This window comes from Armatimonas rosea (assembly GCF_014202505.1).
Taxonomy (GTDB): domain Bacteria; phylum Armatimonadota; class Armatimonadia; order Armatimonadales; family Armatimonadaceae; genus Armatimonas; species Armatimonas rosea.
Genome location: NZ_JACHGW010000001.1, coordinates 1,192,646 through 1,206,548, shown reverse-complemented (window position 1 = coordinate 1,206,548; position 13,903 = coordinate 1,192,646). Strand labels below are relative to the sequence as shown.

Annotated in this window: 17 protein-coding genes; 3 read left to right on the top strand and 14 right to left on the bottom strand. The window is 63.1% G+C overall.

The features are described 5' to 3' along the window. Positions 1-145: 145 nt before the first annotated feature. The 9 genes from HNQ39_RS05575 to HNQ39_RS30500 all read right to left on the bottom strand — a co-directional run bounded on the left by HNQ39_RS05575 (position 146) and on the right by HNQ39_RS30500 (position 8,446). The gene (locus HNQ39_RS05575) at positions 146-613 is read right to left on the bottom strand and encodes a hypothetical protein (protein WP_184192953.1); all 468 of its coding nucleotides are present in this window, start codon (positions 611-613) and stop codon (positions 146-148) included. Positions 614-618: 5 nt separating this feature from the next. Further along, positions 619-2,070 carry a hypothetical protein gene (locus tag HNQ39_RS05570; RefSeq protein WP_184192952.1) on the bottom strand — a complete coding sequence of 484 codons (1,452 nt, stop codon included), beginning with the start codon at positions 2,068-2,070 and terminating at the stop codon, positions 619-621. After that, positions 2,067-2,648, bottom strand: coding sequence for an RNA polymerase sigma factor (locus HNQ39_RS05565; protein ID WP_184192951.1), 582 nt, complete (start codon positions 2,646-2,648; stop codon positions 2,067-2,069). The genes HNQ39_RS05570 and HNQ39_RS05565 overlap by 4 nt, the downstream gene beginning before the upstream one ends. 31 nt (positions 2,649-2,679) lie before the next feature. Further along, positions 2,680-3,075: a VOC family protein gene (locus tag HNQ39_RS05560; protein WP_184192950.1), complete on the bottom strand. Its 396-nt coding sequence runs from the start codon at positions 3,073-3,075 to the stop codon at positions 2,680-2,682. Further along, complete coding sequence (locus HNQ39_RS05555; protein ID WP_184192949.1) at positions 3,072-3,959, bottom strand: ATP-grasp domain-containing protein; 888 nt, start codon at positions 3,957-3,959, stop codon at positions 3,072-3,074. Before HNQ39_RS05555 ends, HNQ39_RS05560 begins: the two co-directional genes overlap by 4 nt. 3 nt (positions 3,960-3,962) lie before the next feature. Next, the gene (locus tag HNQ39_RS05550; RefSeq protein WP_184192948.1) at positions 3,963-4,709 is read right to left on the bottom strand and encodes a type II secretion system protein; all 747 of its coding nucleotides are present in this window, start codon (positions 4,707-4,709) and stop codon (positions 3,963-3,965) included. A gap of 67 nt (positions 4,710-4,776) precedes the next feature. After that, positions 4,777-6,063 (bottom strand): polysaccharide deacetylase family protein, encoded by a 1,287-nt coding sequence (locus tag HNQ39_RS05545; RefSeq protein WP_184192947.1) that lies wholly within the window; start codon positions 6,061-6,063, stop codon positions 4,777-4,779. Beyond that, complete coding sequence (locus HNQ39_RS05540) at positions 6,056-6,838, bottom strand: serine hydrolase (RefSeq protein WP_184192946.1); 783 nt, start codon at positions 6,836-6,838, stop codon at positions 6,056-6,058. Before HNQ39_RS05540 ends, HNQ39_RS05545 begins: the two co-directional genes overlap by 8 nt. Beyond that, on the bottom strand, positions 6,839-8,446 hold the full coding sequence (locus HNQ39_RS30500) for an AAA family ATPase (RefSeq protein WP_184192945.1): 1,608 nt from the start codon (positions 8,444-8,446) through the stop codon (positions 6,839-6,841). A 227-nt stretch (positions 8,447-8,673) separates the two neighbouring features. On the opposite strand from HNQ39_RS30500, the gene HNQ39_RS05530 reads away from it, so the two are divergent. Continuing rightward, positions 8,674-8,892, top strand: coding sequence for a heavy-metal-associated domain-containing protein (locus tag HNQ39_RS05530; RefSeq protein ID WP_184192944.1), 219 nt, complete (start codon positions 8,674-8,676; stop codon positions 8,890-8,892). Here the strand turns inward: HNQ39_RS05530 and HNQ39_RS05525 are convergent. The 5 genes from HNQ39_RS05525 to rplU all read right to left on the bottom strand — a co-directional run bounded on the left by HNQ39_RS05525 (position 8,889) and on the right by rplU (position 12,488). Beyond that, positions 8,889-9,776 carry a ComEC/Rec2 family competence protein gene (locus HNQ39_RS05525; protein ID WP_184192943.1) on the bottom strand — a complete coding sequence of 296 codons (888 nt, stop codon included), beginning with the start codon at positions 9,774-9,776 and terminating at the stop codon, positions 8,889-8,891. The genes HNQ39_RS05530 and HNQ39_RS05525 overlap by 4 nt on opposite strands. Then, positions 9,776-10,444, bottom strand: a complete 669-nt coding sequence (locus tag HNQ39_RS05520; protein WP_184192942.1) for a redox-sensing transcriptional repressor Rex — start codon at positions 10,442-10,444, stop codon at positions 9,776-9,778. The genes HNQ39_RS05525 and HNQ39_RS05520 overlap by 1 nt, the downstream gene beginning before the upstream one ends. Positions 10,445-10,453: 9 nt before the next feature. Further along, positions 10,454-11,800: a GTPase ObgE gene (gene obgE, locus HNQ39_RS05515; protein WP_184192941.1), complete on the bottom strand. Its 1,347-nt coding sequence runs from the start codon at positions 11,798-11,800 to the stop codon at positions 10,454-10,456. 67 nt (positions 11,801-11,867) lie between these two features. Further along, positions 11,868-12,149, bottom strand: a complete 282-nt coding sequence (rpmA, locus tag HNQ39_RS05510) for a 50S ribosomal protein L27 (protein WP_184192940.1) — start codon at positions 12,147-12,149, stop codon at positions 11,868-11,870. Between the two features lie 30 nt (positions 12,150-12,179). Next, the gene (rplU, locus tag HNQ39_RS05505; protein ID WP_184192939.1) at positions 12,180-12,488 is read right to left on the bottom strand and encodes a 50S ribosomal protein L21; all 309 of its coding nucleotides are present in this window, start codon (positions 12,486-12,488) and stop codon (positions 12,180-12,182) included. A gap of 92 nt (positions 12,489-12,580) precedes the next feature. Between rplU and HNQ39_RS05500 the strand changes: the two genes are divergently transcribed. Further along, on the top strand, positions 12,581-12,970 hold the full coding sequence (locus tag HNQ39_RS05500) for a RidA family protein (RefSeq protein WP_184192938.1): 390 nt from the start codon (positions 12,581-12,583) through the stop codon (positions 12,968-12,970). A 131-nt stretch (positions 12,971-13,101) separates the two neighbouring features. Beyond that, on the top strand, positions 13,102-13,818 hold the full coding sequence (locus tag HNQ39_RS05495) for an RNA methyltransferase (RefSeq protein ID WP_184192937.1): 717 nt from the start codon (positions 13,102-13,104) through the stop codon (positions 13,816-13,818). The last annotated feature ends 85 nt before the right edge of the window (positions 13,819-13,903 follow it).

Below are 13,903 nucleotides of genomic sequence, written 5' to 3'. Positions count from 1 at the left end.
TGGCCACTCTTCATTGCGGCGCGCCTGCACTTCATTCGTAATCAGTGCAACAACCATCAAAACTAAAGCGACCCATACTACGTTTAACATCGTCGTCCAGCTCCTTAACTCTCTGATATTTGGTAGGAGCGGATTTTAGAGCCATCTAGTAAAGTTGCCGTATTTCCTGTCGAATAACCCACAGAGGAATCGCGCCAAAGACACCAAACGCGCAGTCGATCAGCCGCCAGCCAAAGGGAATTCCCCGCAGTGGCCCGGCGATCAGCGCCAGCGGCAGCACCATCGCGCAGGCGATCAGCCCAAACTCAATCACCCAGATATTCTTCACTGGGTCGCGCCACGGCCCGATAAACGCGACCGCGATCACCAGATGGGCAAAGGCCAGCCAGTCCGTGCCGTAGGCCAGAAATGGGTAGTGCCTGTCGGTCTCCACCAGCCCCGTGTGCACCGTGCGAAGCCACTCCGCCAGCGCGCTATCCCCCTGCCCAAACCAGCGCACCAAGAGCCCCAGCTCCCAGGTCAGCAGAAACGCCGTCACCCCCGAGAGCACCAGCCCGACAATAAACACCGCCAGCCAGAGACGAATGCGCCGCAGGCGTCTTTCAGAAGTCATGGCCGCTATTTCGGGCGCAGCAGCTTTTCTTCCTGCTCCAGCCACGCGCGTTGTTGCGGTGCCATCTGATCCCGGCGGACGTGCGCCAGAGCCTCACGGGCCTCCTCTTGCTGCCCTAGCTCACGGAGTGCCTCGGTGCGGTAGAGGTAGAGAGCTGTCGCTGAGGTCATTCGTCCCATGATCTCGCCGTGTTGTTCGCGCAGTTTTTGTCCGTCGTCGGTTAGCTCTAGCACACGTCGCCAGTGCCCTTGTCGCTTGGCATCCTCTAAGAACGACAGCAAGCGTGCGTTTTTTTGATCCAGCAACTCACGAACCGTATCGTGGTACCAGGGGTACTGTGGGAGCCGTCGTTGCGAGGTAGTCACAGACTTCGTGAGCCGCAGCTCGGGCTTTCCCTTACGACGAACCGTCAGCTGTAGTTTCTGTGCGGGGTGGCCGGAGCTTGTCGGAAAAAACCACTGTGCATTCGGTGTGACAAGCTTTCCGGTCGAGACATAGCGGCGGCCTTGCTCATCGGTCAGCTCCAGGGTCGGGTCTTCCTCCTGCGAGCCTGTGTAGGGGATTCCCAGGCAAACATAGACCTCACCCTGCGCATTCACAAAGGCATAGCGTAGTGTGGTCTTGGTTCCTAGGAAGCTATTTTCAAAGAGAGAGCCGATCCAATCTTGATTGAGAATCTTCTTGCCGGGGAAGCGCGTGTCAAAAAGCTCTGGACGATTTGGTAGACCGGTTCGAAACGTGGTGCGCAGAAACGGTTTCCAGGTGCCACGCTCCCGTACCTGAAGCTCTAGCGCCGTCACCGCTCCATTTGTGGCTTGTTGAATCAGTAGACGCTGATCTCGATTGGAGTGCTGCGAGATCAACCTCCCATCGGGGAGACGCCCTAGCCGAGCGCTATGGCTGAGCCAAAACACACCACTCTCCATCGCAGCTAGCTGAACCCTATTGACGGGGTTCTCGTCTCCAAGTGACGATTCCCCTTGCTCGACAAACGGGCTTCCGGGCTGGCTGAGATGAAGTGTCCTATCGTTCCAGATTGCCAGGAGCTCGTCGCGCTCCAGCCTTGCTTGGATCGTCGTGCCTACGTGTCGCCTATAAAACTCACTCACGCGACGCTGTGTTCCATCTGGCAAGACTCGGTACGAGGTTGCTTGAAGGAAGGGGGCTTCGTCCAGCCTCTGCGCCGCCTGCCAAAGAGAGACGCCATAGAATACCCGAGGGCCCACGGCAATCCCAACTCCAAGAAATCCAGCGACGATCACACTCAGCAACACACGGCGAAGCTTCAGGGCTCTCTCCATCTTTCTCTGCACCACGGCTTCACGCCATTTTGACTCCGAGGCTTTGGCCTCAGCGAGCTGTGAGACTTTGAGCGCCAAGGCCTCACTGGGCTCTGAAGTCGGGTGGATGCGCTGCATCGCTTCGATGAGTGTGTCTGTTTTTCTCTCTCTGCTCATAGCTCCGTCTCCTCAAAGTACGCGCTTCCCTTGGCTCGTGCGGCGGCGCGGGCACGGTGCAGAAGCTGGCCCACCGCCGCCGGGGAGCGCCTGAGAATGATCCCTATCTCCACTAAGCTCAGCTCCTCGACATACTTAAGCCGTAGCGCCTCCCGCTGGTCCTCGGGGAGGGTGGCGAGGACGGCCTTGAGCTGGCCCAGCGCTTCATCGCCCAAAAGCTCCAACTCAGGTGAGCCCGCTCCTATTTTTGTCTGCGCCTCGCTCAGCTCAGACTCGGGGTGGCGCTGGCGACGGCGCAGGGCATCCACGACTTTCCGGCGGGCGATTCCAAAGAGCCAGGCACGCACCGGGTCGTGGTCGGTAGCTTCAGCGGCGGGAGTCGGGCAGTGCTTCCAGCTTGCAAACGCGGCGGCAAAGACCTCCGCCGCCACATCTTCCGCCTCGGCACCGGGACCGAGCCGCGCCGATGTGTAGCGCACCACCGTTGCCAGATAGCGCGTGGGCAGCTCACCGGGTGTCAGGCGCTCCACAGCCCGCGTACGTCTCCAGGGCAGGGCAAAAGTGGTGCGCGTGGTCATCTACAGTATCATTCGCACAGCGGCGTGAAATTTAACGCGGCCACGTGGCGTTTTGTAGCACGACCCGGTAGCCGTCGGGGTCCTCGAAGGTCTTGCCCATCCGGTCCCAGTACGGGTTGTACGACGGCACCGGGGCGAAGCCGTGTGCCTCCATGCGGGCGACGGCGACTTGCCACTGCGCGGTGTCCGGGAGATAGAACACGACTAAGTTGTCCTGCGATGGCGCGGGCCCGACCGTGTGGCCCTTCTGGCGGGTGAACTCGAAGTGATACGGCGCACCCGGAGCGCCGAGCATCATTCCGTCGAAGCCGTCGTGGTCTTCAAACGAGCCGAGCAGCTCCAGCCCAAGGCCCTCACGGTAGAAGCGCAGGAGCTCGTCCCAATGGTCCGTGGGCCGCGCGATACGTAGCTTGAGTTCGGGTGTCATGCCCCTAAGCGTACCCGAAGCTGGTTCCAGAGCGTGAGTCTTGGGGTCTGGCTGAGGCCGGAGAACTGGGCATCGCCGGTCTCGATCACCCACCAGCGGCTGTCTTCGTCCTGCCCGATATCGACCGTGAGGTAGGGAGTCCCGACGCGCTGGGCGGCTTCTCGGACCAGTGCGTGGACTGCTTGTTCTTCGTCGGGAGTGAGGCGTGCCAGGGGGTCGTCGCCCTCCCAGTAGTAGCCGCCCGCGAGGAGCTCGCCGTGGAGGACAAAGAAGCGAAACTCCCGTCCCAAGGGAAATGCTCCCGGCCCTGTGCGGGCGTGGCGGAGGCGGAGCAAGCGCCGGATCGCGACACGGCCTCGGCTGCGTGCCTCCAGGGAGAAGAGGGCGGTGCAGAGCCGCTCCAGCGCCTCGGGGCTCTCGGCCACACAGGCCTGCCAGCCACGGCTCTTGCGGGACTGAACGGCTCCCTTGACAAAGACAGGGAAGCCTAGGTGCTCTGCGGCGGCATGTGCCTGCTCGGGCGCGGTGACAAAGACCGTGGCGGGTGTCAGCTCCCCCAGACACGGGAGCGAGCGGTCCATCTCCTGGGCATTCAGGTGCTGGTCGAGGGTGTTGAGAAGCGTGATGTTCTTGGCGCTCGCAGCGGCGTAGAGCTGGGCGTAGCGCTCCGGGGAGGGAATGTAGCCAATCCAGACGGCAGGCATGGGCGTCGACTGCTCGGGAGTCCAGTCCAGCGCGGCCTCGGCACCGCCACACGTCTCAAAGTCCTCAGGGATTGAGAACACCCGCGCCCCGACAAGCTGTGCCGCCTCGGTCATGGCCGTGATATCGCGCAGGCTCGCCGACGGGGGCAGGTGCGGGGAGGCCTCGCTAAAGACAATCATGGCCTATTCTATCGACCAAGGGCAGCGATCTGCTCCGCCGCCCGTGCCACACCCCAGCTGTCCTCGGGCGCTCCAGCGGGCGTGCCCATCCGCAAAGGCAGAGTTAGAGCCGTTCGTGTGGCGCGTGGCTCCTAGGCGCTGGCCATGGCTATCCGAGGGCCGGGGATCCCACTGGTAGCTACCGCTAAAAAGCGAGTGGGCCTCGACCAAGAGCACGGTCTGGGCAGGAGCCGCAACAGCCGCAAGGGAGCTGGTGGAGACTCCATCCTCCTCGAGATTGGCAAATAGCGGAGTCGCACCACCTGGGTAACGGTGGACGCGTGGCACTGCGTAGGCGGCTGTCCCTCGAAAATCCAAGGTGGAGAAGACGAAATCGTAGAGCGGCTGCCCCTCGCTATCGGTCCCCACACGAACCCGAAAGGCACGGCGACGGGTATCCGGGCGCCAAGAGCGTAGGCGCACCTGTGGACAGAAATGCACCTCGTGAGACCGCACGTACGGGTGAAGCGCGAAGCGCCAGGTGTAGCCACGGGGCGTATCCGCCTCGCCAAAGAACACCGCAGGAGGCGTCTCATCATAGTCTTGGGAGTACATCAGCTGCGCGAGAGCAAGCTGCTTCATGTTGGTGAGACAGACACTCTGACGAGCCTTCCCACGTACTTGGGCAAAGACGGGGAAGAGAATCGCGGCCAGAATTGCGATAATGGCGATGACGACCAGTAGCTCCGTGAGAGTGAAACCTCGACGCATCCCTAAAGACTCCCTTGTGTGTGAGATTATACAAGAAAACCCTAAAAATTTGCCATGTTTTTCAGCACTAGGGCTGTACCCAGACCTCCATGGTCGTGAGGGCGGGGTCGGTGGTGGGGACGAGGCCTGTGGCCAGGGTGGCACTGGCGTTGGGCAGGAGGGCATAGAGCAGCCAGACTCCCCACGCGGGCTTGAGGGGACCATCGACAAGGGTTTGGGACGCGCCTGAGGTGGTGAGCGCTAGGCTAAGACGAAACTCCGGGCGGGTCTCGCCGCGCTGGAGCAGGCGCACCCCTGCGACCCGAACCGGTCTTGGGAAGCGGAGCTCGCGCACGGGGCCGGAGTAGACGCACTCCAGAGCAGCGGGCGGCGCGGCATCAGGCTTGCCGAGCAACGGTGTGGTGAGCCAGGCGGTCTCCCCCTGGCGGTAGAGAGTTGCCCCGGGCGGTGTCGGGGCATCGGCAGGCAGCCCCTTGAGCTGAAGAGTGAGCGGGCTTCCGGGGAGGCTCTCGGGGAGCGTGACCGTGAGGCCATCGCGCTCGATCTTGAGCTTGGCGACGCGTGCGGCCTGGAGGTAGGCGACCACGGCGGGGGTGGGTGCGCACCAGAGCCCGTCCCCGAGCCTCTCGATAAACCCCAGGCGCTCCCGCCAGCGCTTGTGGTTGGGCGAGGAGGGCGCGGCCTCCATGCCGTGCGTAAAGTCGATCACCCACTGCCCCGGCTGCGGTACCCGCGGGAGCCCCACCAAGGGGTCGTTGGCCTTGCTCCAGACACTCTCATCGAGGTAGTTTCGGTCGAGGTCGGAGAGAGTGGAGAGGCCGGGCTTCTTTCCCGCAACACGGGAGCCTGACACCAGCCCAAACGCGCTGAGGTGCTGCTGGTAGGCCATGTAGCCATTGGGGTAGACAAAGTGCGTGGGGCTCCGGTGGCTCTCGCGGCTCGCGGCAAGAACGACCTGGCTCCAGAAGAGCTCCTCGCGGAGCTGGGCGGGCGTGAGGGCACCGTCGGGTTCCCAGCTATTGCCGCGATGGGCATAGCCGTGGTTGAGCACCGCCCAGCCCGCACGCTCAAGCTGCTGGAGCTGCGCGGTCTCCAGATAGGCCGGGCTTCCCGTCCCCACCCGCAGGGGAAAGACCGCCGCGCCGCCCACAAACGGCAGGAGCTTGCCCCCCGTAACACCAGGGGGCGCATCGGAGAAGTAGTACGATGCCAAGAGCGGGAGCGAGACTGCCAGGGTCGATGCCGGGCCGTCGTCGATCTCCACGGAGTAGGCCCAGCTCTTGCCGTAGAGAAAGGGCGCGACACGGACCTCCGGGGCAGCGCTCCCCTTCCAGCGCCAGCGGAACTCAGCCACGGAAGAAGTGCTCCACGAGCTGCTCGACCGCGCGGGCCACGGCAAGACACCCCGCGTTCTCGACCGTCCAGCGCGGGTCGGGGCAGCCCTTGGTAAAGACCGCAACCGTGAGGGTCTTGCCGTTCTGCTCGATAAAGCCGACATCGTTGCGAACCCCGCTCACGGCCCCCGGCTTGTGCGCGACCGTGAAGGGCGGCGGCGCGAGACGCAGGTCACGGGCGTAGGCATTGACACCGAGCAGCCGGGGAAGCATCGCGGTATCGCTGACCTGGGCCATGCGTTTTTTGGTCTCCGGCCCGAGCTGGGCTAGGATCGCCAGAAAGTCGGCGGGGGTTCCCGTGGCGGTGTGCGGTGGGTCGCTCTCCTCAAGCTTGAACTTGATCGGGCGGTGGACCTTGGTCTGGGTGCAGCCCCACGCGGCCAGCCGCGCGTTCACCGCCTCCGGCCCTCCCACGGCTCTCAGACAGAGATTGCTCGCCGTGTTGTCCGAGACCGTGATCGCCAGAGTCGCCAGGTCCCCGAGGGGGAGGGCCACACCAGGCGTGAGGCTCGCCAGGACACCGCTCCCGCCCACGAAGTCCGCCTCAGTCACCCGCACGGGCTGCGCGAGGTCGAGCCCCTGCCGAAAGACCTCCTCGACAATGGCGATCTTGATCGAGCTGGCTGTGGGGAAGAGGGTCTCGGCCTGGTAGAGCACGCTCTCCCCCGCACAGGTCGCCGCCAGCCCGAGAGTTCCTCCCCCCAGGCTGGCCTCCAGCGCCGCAAGCTCCTTCACCTAGTGCGACTCGTCGTCGTCGAGGTTGTCCATGCGGTAGGGCGCATCGTCCTCGTCGTCGTCCGCGTCTAGGATCTCCTGTGCGGACTCGGCCTGCACCGACGATACCGGGCGGGCGCGCTCGTCGGCCCAGTTGCGCAGGTGGTCGATACTCTCCTGCATGGTCACCGAGAGCGGCACGGAGATCTTGATCGAGCGCTTCAGGTCGTCCACCGTCACCTCACGGATCGTCTCCTCGCCCGTCTTTGCGTCTTTCTTGCTATCGGCAAACGCGGAGAAGAGTGCCGAGACCACCGCCTGCTCAATCTCCGCCCCCGAGAACCCCACGGAGACCCGCCCGAGCTCCTCGGTGTTGAAGTTCTTGGGATCGCGCCCACGCTTCTTGAGGTGGATATCGAAGATCTCCTTGCGCTCCGCCTTCGACGGCAGGTCCACAAAGAAGATCTCATCGAAGCGCCCTTTTCGCAGAAGCTCCGCCGGAAGCGCCGTGACATCGTTGCTGGTCGCGATCACAAACACCGGCGCTTTCTTGTCCTGCATCCACGCCAAGAACGTCCCAAAGACACGACTGGTCGTTCCTCCATCGCTAGAGCCCGAGCTTTGCGTCCCCGAAAAGCCCTTTTCCAGCTCATCGATCCAGAGGACACAGGGGGCCACGGACTCCGCGGTCGAGATCGCCTTTCGGATGTTCTCTTCGCTCTGCCCAACAATTCCTCCGAAGATTTTACCAACATCTAGGCGTAATAAAGGTAATTTCCAGAGAGAACCAATGGCTTTAGCTGTAAGCGATTTACCACAGCCTTGCACACCGAGCAGTAAGACGCCTTTTGGCTCCGGGAGGCCGTACTGGCGCGCGGCATCGGTGAAGCTGGCGGTGCGCTGGCTCATCCACTCTTTTAGGAGGTCCATGCCTCCCACATCGGAGAAGGCCTCGCTGGCGGGATAGTACTCCAGGATTCCAGACTTGCGGATGATCTGCTCTTTCTCCGAGAGGATCACGTCGATATCGAACTTGCGCTTCTCGACCAGGGACTTGGCAAAGACATTCTCCGCCTCGTTGCTGGTGAGGCCCGATGCCGCTTTGAGGATCTGCTCGCGCTCCAGGGGAGTCAGGTTCACATCGATCTGGTTGTTGGAGCGCACGGACTGGATAATCCCCTCCAGCAGGCGGTCGATGTCTTTTGGCGTCGGGAGCTGGTAGTCCACGACCGTGATCTCTTTCTCCAGCTCGACCGGCAGTTTCAGCGTGGGCGAGAGGAGGATCAGGGTCTTAAAGCTTGTCTTGAGGGCGTAGACTAGGTCGCGGAGCTTGCGGACCACCATGTGGTCGTTCATGAAGGGGTGGAAGTCCTTGAGCAAGAAGACCGTCTGATCGGGGGCGGCGAGGACTTGATCGAGGGCGGCCAGCGGGTCGCGCGAGGCCACATTCCCCCCCAGGCCGCTGGTGATCGTCCACTGGATCAGCTTCTTACCACGCTTCTGGCAGATCTCCCGGAGCGTCTCCTCCACACGTCGCTCCTCCCAGGACACGACATAGATAATCGGGTAGCGGGCACGGATGAGTGTCTCCAGCTCCACATCAACAGGCTTGGACCAGTTCTGGGCCACGGCGTTCGTTCTCCTTGCGCAAGAAGCGCGTCCTATTATAGTCCGCCAAGGGGCGGTTGTACAATCTACTATAAACCCGCAGGGCTACCAGGGCGAAGCGGCATTTATTCTGCGGAGCTTGTACTCCTGTAGAGTGCTTCCTTCACTGGGACGTTTCTCTTCAAATCCTTCTCTCCACTATCCCTGCCGGTGCCGGTCAGGGATTTTTTTTGGGTAGACTCTCTGCCATGTTAGAGACAACGCTACGGGCTCCCGAGTTGGAGGATGACGCGGGTGTGCAGACGATCCAGCGCGCCTTGGCCAGCACCGAGGGGCTCGCGCAGCTACGAGTCGATAGGGGTAGCAAGACCGTCACGGTCCTCCACGATCCCGAGCTTCTCTCCGTGGCGGCGATCCAGACGCGCCTCGATCATGTCGGCTTTCTCACCACCGTGGCTCTCCCCTAGCGTGCCTGCTCGACGGTCTGCCCATCGGAGAAGAAGAAGAGGTCGCTAGGGCTGCGGTCGGTGCGCAGGAGGGTGGCCCCCGTGGCGGTCAGGCGCTCCAGGGTCGCGGGTGCCGGCAGCTCCCCGTCTTTATCGTCGGCGCTGATCACCACAAAGCGTGGCTGGACCTCACGGAGCAGCTCGGGGGTGGAGGCCCCAGCGTTGCCGAAGCGGGCCACCCGGAGCACATCGGCCGTGAGCTCGTAGCCGAGCCCCAAGAACGCCTGCTCCCCCGCCTCCTCCAAGCCCCCCTCCCAGAGGAAGTGGGTCTGGCCCCAGGTGAGGCGCAGGACAATCGCGTTGTTGGGCGCGACCGGGGTGCGAGAGACCAAGGGCTCGTGGGGAAAGAGAATATCGAGCCGCCCCCCGTGCCCCAGGTCGAAGGCATGCCCCGCACGGGCCACCTGCACCGGGATCTTTCGCTGGAGAAGCGCCGCACGGGTCTCACGCTGGCGCTGGTTGACCAGGGGGCCTCCCACCTCGAGCGCCGCCTTGATCGGGAACTGCGCCACCAGCTCCAACGCCCCCCCGAGGGCCTCGCTGTAGGCATAGGGCAGGACTAGTAGGTCGATCTGCTTTGCCCCCGCGGCGCGCAGCGTCTCGGCGATATGTGCCCCCGAGCCGACCGGCCCCGCCCCGATCACCAGGAAGCGGCCATCGGCGGTCTTGACCCAGGAAGCCTCGCCGTGGCCCACCTTGAGGTAGGCGACAATCAGGGCACGGGGCGGGAGCGGAGGAAGTCTTGTGGCGCCCGACGGCCGCCGGAGCGCGATGCCCAGCCCGAGCGAGAGCGCCCCTAGCAGGAGCACGAGTGCCAGCAGTCCCCAGCGGCGGTGCCGCGCCACTAGGTGCCTCGCTTCTCAGTCTCGGTGAGGTGGTAGGAGAGCACGGCAAGCTCCTGGAGGAAGGAGACATTGCGCACCACCACCCCGGCGGGCACCTTCAGCGGCGCGGGAGCAAAGTTCAGAAGCGCACGCACGCCGTTTTGGATCGCGGTGTCTGCGGCGGCCTGTGCCGCGCCCGTGGGAACTGCCAAGATCGCGATCTGCGCCTGGAGGACCTCATTGATCTCGCCGAGCTGGGAGAAGTCGATGATATCCATGCCGTGGACGCGCTTGCCGATCTTGTGGGGGTCGGTGTCAAAGAGAGCGACAATGCGGAACTTGTGCTCTTCCAGGCCGGGGTAGGCCGCGAGCGCCATCCCGAGGTTCCCCGCCCCGATCAGCAGGATGGGCTGGAGCTTGTGGATCTGGAGAATCCGCGCGATCCGCGCCTCCAGCTCCGAGACCTGGTAGCCCACGCCGGGCTTGCCAAACTCCCCAAAGTAGGAGAGGTCTTTTCGGAACTGGGCGGCACTGATGCGCGTGTGCTCCTCGATCTGTGCTGAGGAGATTGTCTGGACTCCACTTGCCCCCAGATCGACCAGACAACGCAGGTAGGTTGTCAGGCGCTCCAGAGTCGGGATCGGAACTTTAGGAAGCGATGCCGATTCTTCTGTGGGAGTTTGTACCATTGTTCACAATTATACCGTATCCGTCTCAAACTCTTCGTCGTCTTCCACTTCCTCGGCATCCCAAGCGTCTTCGTCCACGTAGTCAAACTCCGTGGTGCGGATACGGACCGTGTCGCCCTCTTGTGCCCCAAAGGTCTTGAGCTTGGTGAAGACTCCCCAGCGCTCCAGCTGGCGCTGTAGGCGACGAACCGCGTACTCGTTGCCCATGTCGGTCATGGCGACCACGCGCTCCAGTGCCTTGCCCGAGACCACCAGCACTCCTTCGTCGTCGCGGGTGATCGTAAAGTGCTTCGGGTCATCGTCGGCGCGGTTGTTATTGGTGATGTGCACCACCCCGCTCAGCTTGGGAACTTCCTTGGGAATCTCTTGCAGCTTGGTCCAGACATGCAGGATCAGGTCGCGCACGCCCTCGCCGGTCACCGCGGAGATCGGGAAGACCTCCAGCCCACGCGCCTCGAAGAACTGCCGTAGCGGCACGAGGCCCGTGCGGTCGCCCAGCACATCGATCCGGGAGAAGACCACGATCTGCGGGAGCTTGGCCAGGTCCTCGGAGAAGGCATCGAGCTCGCGGTTGATGATCCCAAAGTCCTCCAAGGGGTCGCGACCGGAGAGGCCCGAGACATCGAGCAGGTGCACGAGCAGGCGGGTGCGCTCCAGGTGCTTGAGGAACTGAATCCCTAGCCCCGCGCCCTCGCTGGCGTTCTCGATCAGCCCTGGCACATCGGCCATGACAAAGTTATGGTGGTCCGCCGCCGGCACGACCCCGAGATTGGGGACAAGTGTTGTAAACGGGTAGTCGGCGATCTTGGGGCGCGCGGCGCTCACCGCGGCGAGCAGCGTGGACTTGCCGACATTGGGAAAGCCCAGGAGCCCCACATCGGCCAGGAGCTTCAGCGAGAGCTTGACCCGCCGCTCCTCGCCCGGCTCGCCTTTCTCGGCGAACTTGGGGGTCTGGTGGACACTGGTGACAAAGTGGACATTGCCGCGTCCGCCGCGCCCACCCGCCGCCAGCACTTCTTTCTGCGGCACGTGGGAGAGATCGGCGAGCAGCTCCCCGCTCTCGGCATCGAAGACCTGGGTTCCCGGGGGGACTTTGAGCACCAGGTCGGGGCCATTCTTGCCGTACTGGCGCTTGCCCATACCGTTCTCGCCCCGCTCGGCGCGGTACTTCTTGCCGGGGCGGTAGTCCAGCAGGGTGGAGAGGTTGGAGTCCACCTCAAAGACCACGGAGCCCCCATGCCCGCCGTCGCCGCCATCAGGACCGCCACGGGGGACGTGCTTTTCGGTACGGAAGGTCAGCGCTCCGCTGCCTCCCGAGCCCGCCATCAGCCAGATCTCAACTTCATCAATAAACATGGGGTACCCCAAAGCAAAAGCCCGGCTGCCAAGCAGACCGGGCCTGAGTTTCTTTTTGAGAGAAAGCTTACGCGGTGGCGACCGCTTCCTCAACCGGAGCCACTGCGTACACCGAGATACGGCGATTCTGCTTGTGGCCTTCAAACTTCACGACACCGTCGATCTTGGCGAAGAGCGTGTAGTCGCTGCCCTGGCCAACATTCTTGCCCGGATCGAACTCGCTGCCACGCTGGCGGATCAAGATAGAACCGGCGGTGACATACTGCCCGGCGTACTCTTTGACGCCCAGGCGCTGGGCATTGGAATCGCGGCCGTTACGGGACGAACCTACCCCTTTTTTATGTGCCATTTTCTATTTCTTCCTTGCTTTTGTAAGAGCCTACGCCGCGATGGAGTCGATGCGAAGCCGGGTCTCCAGCTGGCGGTGGCCGTAGTGGCGCTGGTGGTTCTTCACCTTGATGTAGGTGATGCCATTGATCTTCTTGCCCTTGCCCTGGCTCACGATGGTCGCGGTCACTTTCGCGCCGGCGACGGTCGGAGTGCCGAATACGGGGGCGTCCCCACCGACGAAGAGAACATCGTCGATGACCACGGTGTCGCCCTCAGCGCCATCCAGCTTTTCCACAACAAGAGTATCTTTTTCTGCGACACGGTATTGTTTGCCGCCCGTTCGAATCACTGCATACATAATTTTTTGTCAACCTCTGTCAAGACAACCCTCGGAGTTTATCACGGGCGCTACACTTGCGCAAATCAAATTTTATCTGTAGGGTGGCAGGCATGAATGGAACGGAACTCATGGCCGACGGCGGCCCGGACCCTGTCGCCGCCTACCCCCACGCCCGCCGGGTCGGCAACTTTCTCTTTATCAGCGGCCTCGGCCCCCACAAGCGTGGCGAGAGAGAGCTCCCCGCCACCTTCGCCGACGAAGTCCACGGGGTCTTCTATAATCTAAAAGTCATCCTAGAAGCCGCCGGACTCGGGCTCGAAAACGTGGTCGATGTCACCGGCTTCCTCACGGATTTAGAGACCGACTTCGCCACCTACAACGCCATCTACGCCGAGTACCTCGGCCAGATTCGCCCCGCCCGCACCACGATCCAGGTCTCGGCGCTCCCGCGGGGGATCCATGTGGAGATCAAGGTGCTGGCGGTTTGCCCCGCCGATTAGAACGGCGGTGCTGGAGAGCCTCCGGCTGGGAAGGGCGTGCCGCCCATATAATTTTGTATGGCCGGAACGGCCTTTGCAGCGGAGCCTGCGACGCTCTCCAGCACCGCCGCTCCAACCGGCGGTGAACGCATATGAATAACTTTCACATCATCCTGATCGAGCCGCAGGAGAGCCTCAATATCGGCTCGGTGGCGCGGGCGATGCAGAACCTGGGGTTTGAACACCTGCATCTGGTCGCGCCGCGCGGCTACGACCGGGAGCGAGCCTGTGTCACCGCGCGGGACGCGTCGGTGCTCCTCGACACGATGACGATCCACGAGAGCTTTACCGAGGCGATTGCTCCGATGCAAGAAGTGGTCGGGCTGGCGCTGCGAAAAGGCGAGAACCCCGCGCACTATGTCAGCCTGCCCCAGTGGTCGGAGAAATTAACACAGCGCGCTGACCGCACAACCGCACTGGTCTTCGGCCCCGAGGACGACGACCTGCGCCATGAGCACCTGAATCTCTGCCGCTGGGTCGTGCGGATTCCCACCACGGCGGCCTACCCGAGCTTCAACCTCGCGCAGTCGGTCTTGCTGACGCTCTACGAGATCACGCGCAGCCTGCCGGAAAGTCTTGCGCTTGCCCCGACTCTCGCCGATGCGCCCACCGAAAACGAGTTCGTCCAGCTCGACCGGCACCTCGACGGCGTGATGGCGGCGAGCGGCTTTGTGCGCCCCGGGACGCCCGCGCCGGTTCCTGCGCTGGTCAAGTCCCTCCTGCGCCGCTGCGATCCCACGCGCCATGAGCTAAGCGTTCTGCTCGCGCTCTTTAGCCGGGTGCATAAAAACCTGCCGCCGGCCCCCTAACCCCCGTCGAACGGGGGGAATACAAGGAGCTTCTTTCCTCGTTGTCCCCCCGCCAGGCGGGGGTTAGGGGGCCGGGCCGTATCAC